This window comes from Gemmatimonadaceae bacterium, from assembly GCA_020851035.1.
In the GTDB taxonomy this organism is placed as follows: Bacteria; Gemmatimonadota; Gemmatimonadetes; order Gemmatimonadales; family Gemmatimonadaceae; genus JACMLX01.
Window position 1 is genome coordinate 72,888 of sequence record JADZDM010000003.1, and the last position, 15,579, is coordinate 88,466.

Here is a 15,579-nt window from a genome sequence, read left to right on the forward strand (position 1 = left end):
ATTCATGACAGCGTCACCCTGCACTTCGGTACGCCACCGACCTGTCGGGGTGACGCCGGGTTCAGCCTGGGTTCCCCTCCTGGCGGCGCTCCTGGTCGTGCCGGCAATGCTGCGAGGGCAGCAGGTTGGGGCTGACACCGTGCGATCCTCTCGCGACTCGATCGCGCGCCGACTCGCGGGTGTGGTCGTCACGGCACCGCGGCAGGCAGGGAGTGTGACCGGCGCCTCGCGCATCGTCATGAACGGCCTGCTCACCACCGGCGCGAAGTCCGAGGTCGTCGCCGTGCGCGGCACCAATGCGAACACCGCCGAGAAGGTCGGCCGACAGCTGTTCGCCGAGGTGCCCGGTGTCTTCGTCTACGACATGGACGGCGCGGGGAATCAGCTCAACATCTCGACGCGCGGACTCGACGCGCACCGCTCGTGGGAATTCAACGTCCGGCAGAACGGCGTCGTCACGACGTCGGATACGTATGGCTACCCGGCCAGTCACTACAGCGCACCGATGGAGGCCATCGAACGGGTGGAACTCGTGCGCGGCACCGCGGCGCTGCAGTACGGCGCACAGTTCGGCGGCGTGCTGAACTACGTCGTGCGCACTCCGGACACGACGCGTGCGGCCCTCTTCGACTCCCGCAGCAGTGCCGGGAGCCACGGGCTGCTCAGCACCTTCACTGCAGTGGGTGGAAAGGTCGGCCGCGTGACCTACTACGCGTACGGCTCGTTGCGCAACTCGGATGGCTATCGCTCCAATGGACGCTCGGAGTCCGACGCGGAGTTCCTGACGGCAGCTGCGTCGCTCACGCGCGCGTTGTCATTGCGCGCCGAGGTTGGCCGCAGCCGGTATCTGTACCAGCAGCCAGGTCCGCTCACCGACGCGATGTTCGCCGCGGATCCACGTTCGTCCACGCGATCGCGCAACTGGTACAGCCCCGACATCGTCGTGCCGTCACTGACGCTCACCTGGGTGCCACGCGCGTCCACTCGAGCCACGGTGGTCGCGTCCGGTGTGTTCGGCAGTCGCAGCAGCGTTGCCGTCGGCGGGTTTGCCAACCAGCCGGATACTGCATCAGCGGCCGGCGTGTACGCCGTGCGACAGGTGGACATCGACCGGTACGACAGCCGCACACTCGAATTGAGGCTGCTGCAGGAGTTCCGCCTGCTCTCCACGCCAGCGACCCTGGCTGGCGGCGTCGCGCTTTCCGACAACGATCTCTGGCGCCGCCAGCGAGGTGCAGGCTCGCGGGGATCGGACTATGATCTCGAGCTGGCTACGGGTGCAGTGTTTCAGCGTGACCTGCACTACCTCACCAGCAACGTCGCCGCATACTCCGAGCTGGAACTGCGATTGTCGCCGAACTTCTGCCTGATCCCGGGCATGCGGATCGAGCGCGGGACGACCCGCATGCGCGGCACGCTGGCCTACTACGATCCCGCCGACACGCCGCGCGATGTCGCCCACGACTTCCCGCTGTTCGGGCTGCGCGCCGCGTACAAGTTCCCCGGAGCGGGGGAGTGGTACACCGGCATCAGCCAGGCGTATCGCCCGATGATCCTGAAGGACCTGCTGCCGGAAACGGCGTCGGAGCGCACCGATGCACGCATCGAGGATGCGCGGGGCTGGAGTGCCGAGACGGGTGTGCGTCACACCACCCGGCGCGGTGTCTCCTACGACGTGGGCGTGTACACCATGCGCTACGCGAACCGCTTCGGCCTGATCTCGCTCCACGAATCCGATGGCACGCCCTACACCTACAAGACGAACGTCGGCACCACAGAGACCTACGGGCTCGAGGCGCGAGCCGCGCTGCCGCTGGGCACGACGCATGGCATCTCGGTGCGCGCGTTCAATGCCACGGCGCTGATGCACGCGCGGTACGTGGCTGGATCCGTCATCACGCCAACCGGCAACGTCAGCGTGAAGGGCAACGAGGTGGAGTCCGCACCGCGCGTGATCGCGCGTGGCGGCCTCACTGCCACCCATGAACGCTTCGAGCTCACGGCACAGGTGAGCCACGTGAGTCGCACCTTCGCCGACGCCCTCAACACCGTCACGCCGAGCGCCAACGGTGCCACCGGCATCGTGCCGCGCTACACACTGGTGGATGTGCAGGGTGGCCTGGCGCTCACGCGGCTGCTCCGGCTGTCGGGTGGTGTCAACAACCTCCTCGACCGGCAGTACTTCACCAAGCGGCCGCAGTTCTATCCGGGCCCGGGCGTGTGGCCGAGCGATGGTCGGAGCGTGTACCTCTCGCTCGGCCTGCGGCCTTGAGCAGTTTCATGGGTTTCGGTGCACTGGCACCGGACATCTCGCGGAGATCCTGGCTTCTCCGCGGGTTGAGATCGTCAACAGGGTTCACGCGGAAAACGCGGAAACGCGGAAAAGTTCTATCGCATGGCGACGATCGGTGACGATCGCGATGACGAATGCTGCAGGAACTGCGTGTGCGCGCGCGCAGTTCCTACAGCCGTTTCAGTTCTCGAGCAGCCGGACAGGCAGGCATCGCGGTAGGACCTTTCCGCGTTTTCCGCGTTTTCCGCGTGAACCCTGTTGGCGATGCCGCGAGTCAGACCGACCAGCAGGTCTAGAACACGCAGCTCGCCCGCGCCGGGATCGTCAGCACCGTCTCCGCACCCTCGCGGGTCGCGCCGCTGCATGTCTTGAGAACATCGGCGCCGAGCGTCTGCGCGGGAAAGCGCACCGTGGCTTGCGTGGTGCCGTTGTTGATCGCCACCACCGTGCGCCCGCGCTTGTAGACCCACGTCTGGTCACCGACCTGCAGGTTTTCCGCCATCGCCGTCCGCAGGTCCGCACGCCCGGCGCGCAGCGTCAGCAGCGTCTGGAGGTGCGACCACACACCCTGTTCCACATCGGTCCGCCCCGATGCCTCGAATGCGTTGCGCGGATCCTCGCGCCAGCCGCCGGGGAAGTCGCGGCGGTTGTCGGGATCGTTGCCGCCCGGCATCGCGATCTCGTCGCCGTAGTAGATCAGCGGCGTGCCACGGGTGGTGGCGAGGACGGTGTAGGCCAGCTTCAGCCCCGCCGTGGTTGCGCCCTGCTCGTGCATGAACCGGTGCACGTCGTGCAGGCCCAGCAGCGTGACCAGTGCGTCGGGCTTCGGATAGAGATGGTCGCGGGCGAGCATCTGGGCCAGGTCGCGCACCGAGTTGCCGCGGCCGAACACGTTGCGGATGGTGAAGTGGATCGGGAAGTCGAACAGCGCATCCACCTTGTCGTCGATGCCGTCGTACTGCGCTTTCCCGCCCTGGAAGAACGACACGAAGCTCGGGTCGCCGTCCAGCACCTCGCCCACCACCTTCAGCGTCGGGTACTCCTTCTTGATCGCGTTCATCCAGTCGCGCCAGAAGGTGCGTGGCACGTACGGCCAGGTGTCCTGCCGGATGCCGTCCATGCCGCTCATGCCCACCCACCAGAGCGTGTTCTGGATGATGTAGCGGGCCACCTCCGGGTCGTCCTGGTTGAAGTCGGGCAGGATGTCGATGAACCAGCCGTCGAGCGTGGCCTGCCGCATCGCGGGTGGCGAGTAGCGATCGTGCAGCGTCCACGTCTGCCAGGTGTTGTTCGGGTGGTGCGCCGGCGTGCCGTGGTACCAGGTCGGCGTGGGCGGATCGTTGGCCCACGGGTGGTACGGGCCGGTGTGGTTGGCCACCATGTCGAGCACGATCTTGATGCCCATGGCGTGTGCGTCGTCCACCACCGCCTTGAACAGCGCCATGTCGCCGAAATGTTCGTCCACGGCGTACATGTCGGTGGCGCCGTAGCCGTGGTAGTCGGCCATCGGCTGGCCGTCGTACACTTCCTTCCGGTTCAGCGCATTGTTGTTGTCGTAGATGGGGTTCATCCACACGGCGGTGATGCCGAGCTGCTTCAGGTACGGCAGCTTCTGGCGCAGGCCGGCCAGGTCGCCGCCGTGGTAGTAGCGCGTCTTGCTGCGATCGTGCAGGCCCGGTGCGATCGCAGGGTCGTCGTTGGTCGGGTCGCCGTTGGCGAAGCGGTCGGGCATCACCAGGTACATCACGTCATTCTGGTCGAAGCCCTGGAAGCGCCCCGCGCGCGCGAGGGCCGGCGACACCGTGAACGGTACCGGCGCCGTGCCGCCCGCCGTGCGCAGCGACAGCGGATAACTCCCCGGGCGCGCCGTCGCAGGAATCGTCACGTCCACGAAGGCGTAGGTGCCGGCAGCGTTCACGCTCACGCGGGCGCAGCGCAGCCGCGGGCAGGTGAGCTGCGCGCCCGCCAGGTGCTTGCCACGGATCAGCACGCGAACGGGATTGATCGAGTGCTGGCCCCACCAGTTCGGCGGATCCACCTTCTCGATGGTGGGCGCCTGCGCCGGCAGCGCGACCGCGGTGAGCAGGAGCAGCGAGAACGTACGTGCCACGAGGGCCATGGGTTCACCGGTCATAGATGTCCACCATCGTGCGGAGCCGCGTCGTCATCGCGGGCGTGAGCTGGTCCCAGCTGAAGCGGAAGGCCCAGTTGCCCGACGATCGGCCGGGCGTGTTCATGCGCGTCTCGCTGCCGGTTCCGATGATGTCCTGCAGCGGGATCAGCACCGTGTTGGCCACCGACGCGAGGCCGACGCGGATCAGCGTCCAGTTCATCTCGCTGCCGTCGGTGCCGAGGTAGTCGAGCGCGTACTTCTTCTCACGCGCGACCTCGTCGCTGGTGCGAGTCGAGTCGGACTGGCCGGTGGAGTTCCACCAGCCGACTGTGGTGTCGTTGTCATGGGTGCCGGTGTATGCCACGCGGCTGCGCGGGAAGTTGTGCGGCTTGAACTCGTGTGCCTGTCCGTCCCCGCCGAAGGCGAACTGCAGGATGCTCATGCCGGGGAAGCCGAACTCCTCGCGCAGCGCCTCGACGCCGGGCGTGATCAACCCCAGGTTCTCGGCCACGATCGGCAGCTTCCCGAGCGCCGCCTCGATCGCGCGGAACAGCGCCGGGCCGGGCCCCTTCACCCACTGGCCCTTCTCGGCCGTGACGGCGTTGCCGGGTACTTCCCAGTACGCCTCGAAGCCGCGGAAATGATCCAGGCGCACGCTGTCGAACATCGTGAAGGCCGCCTTCATGCGGTGGATCCACCACGCATAGCCGGTCTCCGCCATCGCCGGCCAGTTGTAGATCGGGTTGCCCCAGCACTGCCCGGTGGCCGAGAAGTAGTCGGGGGGCACGCCGGCCTGCACCAGTTGCCGGCCTTCCTCGTCGAGCATGAACAGCCCGGGATTGGCCCACACGTCGGCGCTGTCGCCCGCCACGTAGATCGGCAGGTCACCCATCAGCTCGATGCCGCGTTCCTTCGCGGCGGTCTTGAGCGCGAAGAACTGCGTGAAGAAGAAGAACTGTTCCACCTGCACGCGCGTGATCGTCGTCGCGAGTTTCTCGCGCCACATCGCCAGTGCGGCGGGATCGCGCCGCGCGGCACCGGCCTCCCAGCGTGTCCACTCCACGCCGTCGTGCGCCTCCTTCAGTGCCATGAACAGCGCGTAGTCGGGCAGCCAGTCGGCGTTGGCCGCCACGAACGCATCGTACCGCGCGTCGGTGACGTAGGCTGCCATCACCTCACGCAGGCGCGCGCGCTTGTGCGGGATGACATGCTCGAACTCCACCGTGCGGGCGGGAAAGCCCGTGGTGTCGGGACCGGCCAGGTGAATCAGCAACGGGTTGCCGGCGAACGCGGAGAAGCACTGGTAGGGCGAGTCACCGTAGCCGGTGGGCCCGACCGGCAGCATCTGCCAGATCTTCAGCCCCGCGGCGGCCATGAAGTCGAGAAAGCGGTGCGCGTCGGGCCCGAGGTCGCCGATGCCCATGGCACCGGGCAGCGAGGTGGGGTGGAGCAGGACGCCGGCGCTACGGGGGAAGGTCATCGGGGCAGGGCGGAACGGGATCGTGCAGCGGGAGGCTGCGGCGCGCGGAACAGGGAAATGGTCGCCTCTGCCCCGCCGTTCCGCTACGGTCCGGGCCGACGGGTGCCGGGGCGGCGGGAACGGGGCGACCTGTGTACACTCACGCCATGACTGACGCGAGCGAATTCGAGCTGGTCTCCGGCGACTGGGCGGCGGTGGTCTCGTCGTTCGGCGCCAGCCTGCGTGGGCTGACCTGGCGGGGCGAGCCGGTGGTGACGGGCTATCGCGGCACCGGCAACAAGCAGGGGGGGCAGGGCGACGTGCTGATCCCCTTCGCCGGCCGCGTGAAGGACGGTCGCTACCGCTGGGACGGCGTGGAGCACCAGCTGCCACTCACCGACAAGGACGGCCCGAACGCCATCCACGGCTTCGTGCGGCAGATCCCGTGGGCGGTCGAGCTGGCGGTGCCGCACGCCGTGGTCTTCTCGCTGTCGTTCGCCGGTGCGGAGGGCTACCCGTTTCCGCTGGACGTGCGGGTGGCCTACACGCTGGACGAGGCGGGACTGCATGTGGCCAGCGCCATCACCAACGCCGGGTCCGCCGACGCCCCCGTGGCCATGGGGTTCCACCCGTACTTCACCACCGGCTCCGACGTGGTGAACTCCGACACCTTCACGCTGCCCTGTGCCGAGGTGCTCGAGTTCGAGCGGCTGATCCCGACGGGCGCGGTGCACGAAGTGGCGTCGGCGGGGCTCGACTTCCGTGCCGGTCGCGTGGTCGGCGAGACGGCCTTCAACCACTGCTTCGCGTCCCCTGACCGCGACGACGACGGCCTGGTGCGCGTCCGCCTCAGCAACGGTGCACGCACGGTGGTGGTCTGGATGGATGAGGCCTTCGACTACGTGGTGGTGTACACCGGCGAGGCGCTCCCGCCGGCGCTGCGCCGCCGCAGCCTCGCCATCGAACCGATGTCCGGCACCACCGATTCACTCAACCACCAGGACTGGGGCCTGCACCGACTGCGGCCGGGCGACATGTTCGTCGGCCGCTGGGGCGTCGGGCTCGAATGATCCGGTTCCGCATGCCCCACCGTCACCCCACCCCCGTGCCGATGACCCTCCGCCGCTCCCTTGCCATCGCCGCCCTGGCCGTCGCGCCGGCGCTCGCGCAGGCGCAGGCCGCGCGCCTCCGCGTGCCGTACACCATCGACACGCTCCCCAACGGCCTGACGCTGATCGTGCACGAGGACCACTCGGTGCCGATCGTCACCACCAACGTCTGGTTCCACGTCGGCTCCGGCGACGAGAAACCCGGGCGCACCGGCTTCGCGCACCTCTTCGAGCACCTGATGTTCATGGGCTCGCAGAACGCGCCGTACCCGCAGTTCGACCGGCTCCTCGAGGCCGCGGGGGCCAACAACAACGGCTCCACCACCGAGGACCGCACCAACTACTTCGAGGAGGGGCCCAGCTCCTCGCTGCGGCTGATGCTCTGGCTGGAGGCCGATCGCATGGGCTGGCTGCTGCCGACCATGGACAAGCCCAAGGTGGACCTGCAGCGTGACGTGGTGAAGAACGAGCGGCGCCAGAGCTACGAGAACCAGCCGTACGGCCTGGTGGCCGACGTGCTGCCGCACCTGATGTACCCGCCGTCACACCCGTATTCGTGGCCCGTCATCGGCTCCATGGCCGACCTCTCGGCCGCGAGCGTGGACGACGTGAAGGACTTCTTCCGCCAGTACTACGCTCCGAACAACGCCACGCTGGTGGTGGCGGGCGACGTGCACCCCGACTCGGTGCGCGCGATCGTGCGGGAGTACTTCACCGAGATCCCGCGCGGGCCGTCGATCACGCGACCCGCGCCACCGGCGTTCACCGTGAAGGACACCGCCGTCACCCTCGAGGACCGCGTGCAGCTGCCGCGCCTCTACCTCAACTGGCACACCGCGAAGTCCACGCACGCGGACAGCCCCGCGCTGCAGCTGGCCGGCTATGTCCTTGCCGGCGCCCGCACCAGCCGCCTCACGCAGGCGCTGGTCTACAGCGGCGAGCTGGCCACGGCGGTGCAGGCCTACAACGATGCCAAGCGCCTCGACGGTGACTTCTCGATCGTCGCCACCGCGCGGCCGGGGAAGGGCCTCGACACCCTGCAGGCCGTGATCGACCGGCAGCTCGAGCGGCTGGCGGCGGAGGGGCCCACGCCGCGCGAGCTCGAGCAGGCGCGCAACGTGATCGAGGCACAGTTCCTCCGCAGCATCCAGACGGTCGGCGGCAAGGCCGACCAGCTCAACGAGTACTACTACCAGACCGGCCAGCCCGACGGCTTCCAGGACGACCTCGACAAGCTGCGCGCGGTGACGGCTGCCGACGTGCAGCGCGTGGTGCGCCTGTACCTGCAGGCACCGCGCGTGATGGTTTCGGTGGTCCCCCAGGGCAAGCAGGCGCTTGCCGCCACGCTGAAGAAGGTGACCCAGTGATGCGCCGCTTCCTGCTGCTTCCCTCCATCGCGCTCCTGGCCCCCGCGGCGCTCCGTGCGCAGGCCGCGTTCGATCGCACCAAGGTGCCCACGCTGCCGCCTGCGCCGCGGCTGGTGCTGCCGTCGGTCGCGACCTCGCGCCTGGCCAACGGTATCGGCCTGCAGGTGGTGTCGCAGCGCGAGGTGCCGCTGGTGCAGGTCACGCTCAGCATCACTGGCGGGGCCCGCCTCGATGGGGACCAGCCCGGCCTGGCGTCATTCACGGCCCGCATGCTCACCGAGAGTGCCGGCGGCAAGGACGTGAACGAGTTGCAGAACGCGATCGCCTTCCTCGGCGCGACGCTCAACTCGTCGGCGTCGTGGGATGCCTTCACGGTGTCGCTGAACGTGCCGCGGCGCTCACTCGATGCCGCACTCGCCCTGATGGCGGACGTGGTGCAGCGGCCGGCCTTCACCAGCGCCGACGTGCGCCGTCAGCGCGACCTGCGTGCCGCCGGCATCCTGCAGCGGCGTGACCAGCCCGGCGCCATCGCCACGCTGGCGTTCAACGGCATCGTGTTCCCGGCGGGCCACCCATACCACAACCCGGCCGACGGCGACTCGGCTGCCACCGCGCGCCTCGACTCGGCGCGGGTGCGGGCATTCTACCAGCGGGCCTACGTGCCCTCGCGGGCGCGGTTCATCGTGGCGGGTGACATCAGCACCGCCGAGGCCGCGACCGCGCTCGCGTCCCACTTCGGCAGCTGGTCGTCGGCGGAACGGCCCGCCCCGGTGACGGCGGTGGCGGTGCGTCCCGTCAGCAACACCGCGGGCCGGGTGTTCCTGGTGGACAAGCCCGGCGCCGCACAGTCCATCATCGTCATCGGTGCGCCGGGCGTCTCACGCCTCAGTCCCGACTACCCGGCACTGGTCGTGATGAACACGCTGCTCGGTGCCAGCTTCTCGTCGCGGCTGAACACCAACCTGCGCGAGACGAAGGGGTACACGTACGGCATCGGCTCGGGCTTCGGCTGGCAGCCGCTGCCGGGCGCCTTTCGCATCAGCAGCGGGGTGCGCACCGACGTGACCGACTCCAGCCTGGTGGAGGTGTTCCGGGAACTGCGCGCGATCCGTGACGCGCCGGTGGATGCCGGCGAGCTGGCGCGTGGCAAGGCCTACGTGGCGCTTGGCATTCCCGGCAGCTTCGAGACGAACGGCGAGATCGCCGGCCAGCTCGCGGAGTTGAACCAGTTCGGGCTGCCGCTGTCGTCGGTGAGTGCGTTCATCGCACGGGTGAATGCCGTGACCGCCGCCGACGTGCAGCGGGTGGCGCGGCGGTACCTGCCGGTGGATCGCGCGACCATCGTGGTGGTGGGCGACCTGGCGAAGGTGCGCGCCGGTGTCGAGGCGCTGAAGCTCGGTCCCGTGACGCAGCTCGAGGTCACGTCGGTCGCGAAGTAGCGCCGGGCGGCACGGCGCGGCACCACGCGACGGCGGACCGCTCGAGACCGAGCGGGCCGCCTGTCGTTCCTGCCACGGTGATCGCGGCGCCTCAGCGCTTCTCCGCCGCCGCCCCGGCCTTCGCCAGCCCGAGGAAGATCAGCCCCGTCACCAGCATCACGATGCCCCAGATCAGGTTGATGTTCATGCCACCGGACTTCACGTACATCTCGGTGTTGCTGCCCGTCAGCAGGCCGTAGCCGGCCAGCATCACGCCCAGCACCGAGAACAACCCGCCGATCGGGAGGCGCAGGTCGAGCGAGCCTTCTGCACTCATGTGAGTTCCGCGGTCAGAGGAAGAGGATGTTGAGCAGCGCCGTCATGCCCAGCACGGCGAGCGCGAACGGCAGCGGGCGCTTGAGGAACGGGATCCCCGTGTCCACCGGCTTCTCCGTCAGCGAGTAGACCAGCCCCTTGAGCTCCGAGTCCGGCCGTGCGGTGGTGGCCAGGCTGATCACGATGCTCACGATCACGCAGGTCATGAACGCCACGATCGCCGTCCAGAAGGTCTGCGCCATCTCGCTCGGGTAGGTGTGCAGCAGCCCGAAGAACCCGCCCTTGATGCCGGGCACCGAGCCGCGCGGGAGGGTGAGCCCGTGGTGCAGCAGCGCGCCCATCATGCCTGACGCCAGGCCCCAGAAGGCGCCGTGGCCGGTGGCCCGCTTCCAGAACATGCCCAGCGCGAACGTCGCGAACAGCGGCGCGTTCACGAACGCGAACACGAGCTGGAGGATCTCCATGATGTTGTTGAACGCGCCGGCCACGTACGCCGCCGCGATCGACAGCAGGATGCCACCCACCGTCGCCGCCCGCCCCATCCACAGGTAGTGCTCGTCGGAGGCGTTCTTCCTGATGTGGCTCTGGTAGATGTCGTACGTCCACACGGTGTTGAACGCCGTCACGTTGCCGGCCATGCCCGACATGAAGCTCGCCAAGAGCGCCGTCAGCCCCAGGCCGAGCATGCCCTCGGGGAAGAGCTTGATCAGCAGCATCGGTGTGGCGAGGTCGAAGTCCATCACCACCTTGCCGGCCGAGTCGAGCAGCGGCTGGCCGTCGGCCGCCAGCTTGGCCGGGATGATGCCGCCCGCCGCGCCGGTGAGCGCCAGCGCGATCATGCCCGGCAGGATCACCAGGAACGGGAAGAACATCTTCGGCACCGCGGCGATCAGCGGCGTCCGGCGGGCCGCGATCATGCTGTCGGCCGCCATCGCGCGCTGCACCACCAGGAAGTCGGTGCACCAGTAGCCGAAGCTGAGCACGAAGCCCAGCCCCATCACGAGCCCGAACCACTCCACCCCCAGCGGGTTGGTGCTCGCACTCGTCATCCCCTGCCACGCATGCGTCAGCGCGCCCGGGTTCTGCCCCCGCGTCACTGCCGCCTCGGTCAGGCGCGCCGTCAGCCCGCCCCAGCCGCCCACCTGCTTCAGGCCCAGGAACACCAGCGGCGCGAAGCCGAAGGCGATCATGAAGAACTGCAGCACCTCGTTGTAGATCGCGCTGGTCAGGCCACCCGCGAACACGTAGGCCAGCACGATCACCGCCGACACCAGCACGCTCACGTCGAAGCTCCACCCCAGCAGCAGGTTGAAGAGCTTGCCCATCGCGTACATGCTGATCCCCGACGAGAAGATCGTCATCGCCGCGAAGCTGAGCGCGTTCAGCGTGCGCGTCTTCTCGTCGAAACGGAGCTTGAGGTACTCCGGCACGCTGCGGGCACGGGAGCCGTAGTAGAACGGCATCATGAACAGCGCCACGAACACCATCGCCGGGATCGCCCCGATCCAGTAGAAGTGGGCGGTGGCGATGCCGTACTTGGCGCCCGAGGCGCCCATCCCGATCACTTCCTGCGCCCCGAGGTTGGCCGAGAGGAAGGCCAGGCCGGTGACCCAGGGCGGCAGCGACCGCCCGGACTGGAAGAAGTCGGAGCTGGTCTTCGTGCTCCGGCGCAGGGCGAACCCGATGCCGAGGACGAAGACGAAGTACATGGCCATCACGGCGTAGTCGATCGCCGTCAGATGGGTGACCGGAACGAGATCCACTGGGGCTCCACGAAGCGCCGGCAACCGGCGGAGGGGGCAGGGGGAGGCGGGGATGGTGCCACCGGCCGCGGCGGCACCAGACGCGCTCATCCTATCCACCGTACCCCGACTTCGCAGGTTCCCCGGGTGCCGGGTGTCACCTGACAGGTCGGCTCCCCGCCGGTGCGGTGGTCCACCCCCGGCGCGCACCCGCCCCGCCCGGTGCCAGAATCGTGGTCCCCCGTGAAGATTACGCGCGTTCGCGGCGCCCCACGCGGCGCACACGGCACGAGCGGCCCTCACCACGCCCCCATGGACCCGAAAGCTGTCACCCGCCGCGACTTCGTCGCCGGCAGCGCCACCCTCGCGCTCGGCGCCCTCGTCGCGCCCCCCATGATCGTCCCGCGCCACGTGCTCGGCCGGGGCTTCCAGGCCCCCAGCGACACCCTCAACATCGCCTACGTCGGGGCCGGCGGGATGGGGATGTCGAACTGGGCCCAGATGCTGACCCAGAACACCGTCGCCGTCTGCGACGTGGACTTCGCCTACGTCGAGAAGTCGCTCGCCAGCCGCAACCGCCAGCCCGGCACCTTCACGCCCCCCGCCAACCTGAGCCCGGCCGACGCACAGGCCTGGCTGGCCCGCCGCACCGCCAACGCGCAGGCGGCCTACGCCACCGGCCAGAAGCTCCAGGAGCACTACACCCGCGCGGCCAAGTACGCCGACTACCGCGAGATGCTCGACAAGCAGAAGGACATCGATGCCGTGGTGGTGGGCACGCCCGACCACATGCACGCGATGATCACGCTGCGCGCGATGCAGGCCCGGAAGCACGTCTACGTCCAGAAGCCACTCACCTACTCCGTGCTGGAGGCTCGCGCGCTCGGCAAGGCCGCCCGCGAGATCAAGGTCGTGACGCAGATGGGCAACCAGGGCCATTCCTCCGACGGCACGCGCAAGATCAAGGAAGTGGCGGCGAGCGGGATCCTCGGCCCCATCAGCGAAGTGCACGTCTGGACCGACCGGCCACACGGCTGGTGGCCCCAGGGTGTCGGGCGCCCGAACCCGGCGGTCGCCCCCTCGGTGCCGGATCGCCTCAGCTGGGACCTGTTCCTCGGTGCCGTCCCGGCCGTGCAGTACGACCCGTCGTACCATCCGTTCTCCTGGCGCGGCTGGGTGGACTTCGGCGTCAGCGCGCTCGGTGACATGGGCGCCCACCTGATCGACCAGCCGTTCTGGGCGCTCGACCTCGGCATGCCGACGAGCATCACCGCATCGTCGTCGCCGTGGGGCGGTGACGCGAAGAAGCCGGCGTCGTACCCGGTCTCGATGATGGCGCAGTACGAGTTCGCCGCGAAGGGCGCGCGCGGCCCGGTGAAGCTGCACTGGTACGACGGTGGCCTGCTGCCGCCGCGGCCCATGCACCTCCCCGACGACGTGAACCTCAACGGTGACGGCGGCGGCATCTTCATCGGCACCAGGGGCATCATGGTCTACGACACCTACGGGGCGAACCCGCGCGTCTACCCGGCCGCGACGGCCGCGGCCGCCGAGGCGGTGCCGAAGACCCTCGCGCGCATCACCACCTCGCACGAGCAGAACTGGTTCGACGCCTGCAAGGGTGTCGGGACCGCCACGTCGCCGTTCGAGTATGCGGCACCGCTGACCGAGGTGATGCTGCTCGGCCTGGTGGCCCTGAAGGCGGGCCAGGGCAAGAAGATCTACTATGACGGCGACGCGATGCGCGTGACCAACATGCCCGAGGCCAACGCCTTCCTCACGCGCGAGTATCGTGCGGGATGGAGCCTCTGAGCAGGCGGCTGGGAGTCGGCTTCGTCGGCGCGGGATTCAACACGCGGTTCCACGTGCAGGCGTTCCGCGCGGTGCGGGACGCCGACGTGCTCGGCGTGTGGAGCCCGCGCCGCGAGAGTGCCGAGAGTGTGGCAGCGCTCGCGCGTGAGCTCGATGTGGGCGCCTGCAAGGCGTACGCGTCGATCACGGCGATGGTCGCCGACCCGGCCATCGAGGCGATCTGGCTGAGCGGGCCGAACCAGGCTCGCATCGAGAACATCGAGGAGATCGTCGAGGCGATCCGCAGCGGGAAGGGCACGCTGCGTGGCCTCGCCTGCGAGAAGCCGCTGGCGCGCAACGTCGCCGAGGCGAAGCGCGTGTGCGAGCTTGTCGAGAGCGTGGGGCTGAAGACGGGCTACCTCGAGAACCAGCTGTTCGGCCCGCACGTCGAGACGGGGCACAAGCTGCTGTGGGCGCGCGGCGCGGCCACCACCGGGCGCCCGTACCTCGCGCGTGCCGCCGAGGAGCACAGCGGGCCGCACACGCCGTGGTTCTGGACCGGCGCACTGCAGGGCGGTGGCACGCTCACCGACATGATGTGCCACTCCGGCCTGCTGATCCGGCACCTGCTGACGAAGCCGGGCGCCCCGCTCTCGTCGGTGAAGCCGGTGAAGGTCACCGCGCACATCGCGAGCCTGAAGTGGTCGCGCCCGCACTATGCCGAGATCCTGCGGAAGAACGGCGTGACGGTGGACTACACGAAGACGCCGTCGGAGGACTTCGCGAGCATGCACGTGGAGTTCCAGACCGATGACGGCCACACCGTGCTCGGCGAGGCCACCACGTCGTGGAGTTACGTCGGGCCCGGGTTGCGCCTCAGCGCCGAGCTGCTCGGCCCGGAGTACTCGATGCAGTGGAACTCGCTCAACTCGGGGCTCAACCTGTTCTTCAGCCGCGAGGTGAAGGGCGCCGCCGGTGAGGACCTGGTGGAGAAGCAGCAGGCGGAGACGGGCGTGATGCCGGTGGTGCCCGCCGAGCAGCTCGTGTACGGTTACGAGGGCGAGGACCGGCACTTCGCCCGCGTGTTTCTCGGGCTCGAGGAACCGAAGCTCACCTTCAACGACGGACTGGAAGTGGTGAAGCTCCTGATGACGGCGTACCAGAGCGCGGAGCAGGGGCGCACCATCGACTACCCCGGCGAGAACCTCGACACGTTCACGTCGGCGGTGTCGCGCTACGAGTGGCAGCGATGAGCGCACGCAGGGCAGGGTTGGCGGTGCTCGCCGTGGCGGCACTGGCGGCCTGCGCGGGTGGCAAACCGGCTGCGGCCGACTCGTCCGCGCCGGCTGCCGTCGCCGCGACCGGCATTTCGGTCGACACCGCAGGCTGGGTTCCACTGTTCGACGCCACGCTGTCGCGCTGGCGCGGGTGGAAGAGCGACAGCCTGGTCTCGCGCGGCTGGGTCATCACCGACAGCATGATCTCGAAGGACAGCGTGGTGAGCGACCTCACCACCCGCACGAACTACGGCAACTTCGAGCTCGAGTTCGAGTGGAAGGTGGGAGCCATGGGCAACGCCGGTGTCTTCTACAAGGTGACCGACGAGTACGACAAGCCCTACTGGAGCGGCCCGGAGTACCAGCTGCGCGACGAGGCGATGGATCCCGAGGCCAAGAACCTCAAGCTCTCGTCGGCCAGTGTGTACGGCCTCTACGCGCCCCCCGCCGGCCTGACCAAGCCGCTCGGCGAGTGGAACACCGCGCGCATCGTGGTGAAGGGTGACAGTGTCACACACTGGCTCAACGGACAGCAGGCGGTGGCCTATGCGCTCGGCAGCCCCGACTTCACCACGCTGGTGAAGGCGGCCAAGTTCGGCGAGTACCCGAACTTCGGCCGCGCCGCCAAGGGCATGATCGCGATCCAGGGCGACCACAACGGTTCACTCGGCCTC

Annotated in this window: 11 protein-coding genes; 7 read left to right on the forward strand and 4 right to left on the reverse strand. The window is 68.8% G+C overall.

Going from position 1 to position 15,579, the window contains the following annotated elements; genetic code table 11:
* Positions 1-139: 139 nt before the first annotated feature.
* Complete coding sequence (locus tag IT355_02845) at positions 140-2,272, forward strand: TonB-dependent receptor (protein MCC7052176.1); 2,133 nt, start codon at positions 140-142, stop codon at positions 2,270-2,272.
* Positions 2,273-2,585: 313 nt separating this feature from the next.
* On the opposite strand, the gene IT355_02850 is transcribed toward IT355_02845, so the two are convergent.
* On the reverse strand, positions 2,586-4,427 hold the full coding sequence (locus IT355_02850) for a cyclomaltodextrinase N-terminal domain-containing protein (GenBank protein MCC7052177.1): 1,842 nt from the start codon (positions 4,425-4,427) through the stop codon (positions 2,586-2,588).
* Positions 4,417-5,886, reverse strand: a complete 1,470-nt coding sequence (gene malQ, locus IT355_02855) for a 4-alpha-glucanotransferase (protein MCC7052178.1) — start codon at positions 5,884-5,886, stop codon at positions 4,417-4,419. The genes IT355_02850 and malQ overlap by 11 nt, the downstream gene beginning before the upstream one ends.
* 146 nt (positions 5,887-6,032) lie before the next feature.
* Here malQ and IT355_02860 point away from each other — a divergent pair, with 146 nt between their 5' ends.
* From IT355_02860 to IT355_02870, 3 genes are read left to right on the forward strand one after another with little or no spacing between them, the layout of a single operon-like run.
* Entirely contained in the window at positions 6,033-6,935 is a 903-nt protein-coding gene (locus IT355_02860) for a hypothetical protein (protein MCC7052179.1), read from the forward strand.
* Positions 6,936-6,976: 41 nt separating this feature from the next.
* The gene (locus tag IT355_02865; protein ID MCC7052180.1) at positions 6,977-8,341 is read left to right on the forward strand and encodes an insulinase family protein; all 1,365 of its coding nucleotides are present in this window, start codon (positions 6,977-6,979) and stop codon (positions 8,339-8,341) included.
* The gene (locus IT355_02870) at positions 8,341-9,780 is read left to right on the forward strand and encodes an insulinase family protein (GenBank protein MCC7052181.1); all 1,440 of its coding nucleotides are present in this window, start codon (positions 8,341-8,343) and stop codon (positions 9,778-9,780) included. The genes IT355_02865 and IT355_02870 overlap by 1 nt, the downstream gene beginning before the upstream one ends.
* Before the next feature lie 91 nt (positions 9,781-9,871).
* Here IT355_02870 and IT355_02875 read toward each other — a convergent pair whose 3' ends face one another.
* On the reverse strand, positions 9,872-10,096 hold the full coding sequence (locus tag IT355_02875) for a hypothetical protein (GenBank protein MCC7052182.1): 225 nt from the start codon (positions 10,094-10,096) through the stop codon (positions 9,872-9,874).
* A 13-nt stretch (positions 10,097-10,109) separates the two neighbouring features.
* Positions 10,110-11,858: a sodium:solute symporter family protein gene (locus IT355_02880; GenBank protein MCC7052183.1), complete on the reverse strand. Its 1,749-nt coding sequence runs from the start codon at positions 11,856-11,858 to the stop codon at positions 10,110-10,112.
* 291 nt (positions 11,859-12,149) lie between these two features.
* Between IT355_02880 and IT355_02885 the strand changes: the two genes are divergently transcribed.
* The 3 genes from IT355_02885 to IT355_02895 form a co-directional block, all read left to right on the forward strand.
* Positions 12,150-13,649: a Gfo/Idh/MocA family oxidoreductase gene (locus tag IT355_02885; GenBank protein ID MCC7052184.1), complete on the forward strand. Its 1,500-nt coding sequence runs from the start codon at positions 12,150-12,152 to the stop codon at positions 13,647-13,649.
* Positions 13,637-14,881 (forward strand): Gfo/Idh/MocA family oxidoreductase, encoded by a 1,245-nt coding sequence (locus tag IT355_02890; protein ID MCC7052185.1) that lies wholly within the window; start codon positions 13,637-13,639, stop codon positions 14,879-14,881. Before IT355_02885 ends, IT355_02890 begins: the two co-directional genes overlap by 13 nt.
* Positions 14,878-15,579: DUF1080 domain-containing protein (locus tag IT355_02895; GenBank protein ID MCC7052186.1), on the forward strand; the 702-nt coding region annotated here is incomplete at its 3' end. The genes IT355_02890 and IT355_02895, both read left to right, overlap by 4 nt.

What these genes read in the sequence shown, in the direction of transcription:
- IT355_02850 (MCC7052177.1), bottom strand. Translation starts at nt 4,427, where the DNA reads ATGACCGGTGAACCCATGGCCCTCGTGGCACGTACGTTCTCGCTGCTC.
- malQ (MCC7052178.1), bottom strand. Translation starts at nt 5,886, where the DNA reads ATGACCTTCCCCCGTAGCGCCGGCGTCCTGCTCCACCCCACCTCGCTG.
- IT355_02860 (MCC7052179.1), top strand. Translation starts at nt 6,033, where the DNA reads ATGACTGACGCGAGCGAATTCGAGCTGGTCTCCGGCGACTGGGCGGCG.
- IT355_02865 (MCC7052180.1), top strand. Translation starts at nt 6,977, where the DNA reads ATGACCCTCCGCCGCTCCCTTGCCATCGCCGCCCTGGCCGTCGCGCCG.
- IT355_02870 (MCC7052181.1), top strand. Translation starts at nt 8,341, where the DNA reads ATGCGCCGCTTCCTGCTGCTTCCCTCCATCGCGCTCCTGGCCCCCGCG.
- IT355_02875 (MCC7052182.1), bottom strand. Translation starts at nt 10,096, where the DNA reads ATGAGTGCAGAAGGCTCGCTCGACCTGCGCCTCCCGATCGGCGGGTTG.
- IT355_02885 (MCC7052184.1), top strand. Translation starts at nt 12,150, where the DNA reads ATGGACCCGAAAGCTGTCACCCGCCGCGACTTCGTCGCCGGCAGCGCC.
- IT355_02890 (MCC7052185.1), top strand. Translation starts at nt 13,637, where the DNA reads ATGGAGCCTCTGAGCAGGCGGCTGGGAGTCGGCTTCGTCGGCGCGGGA.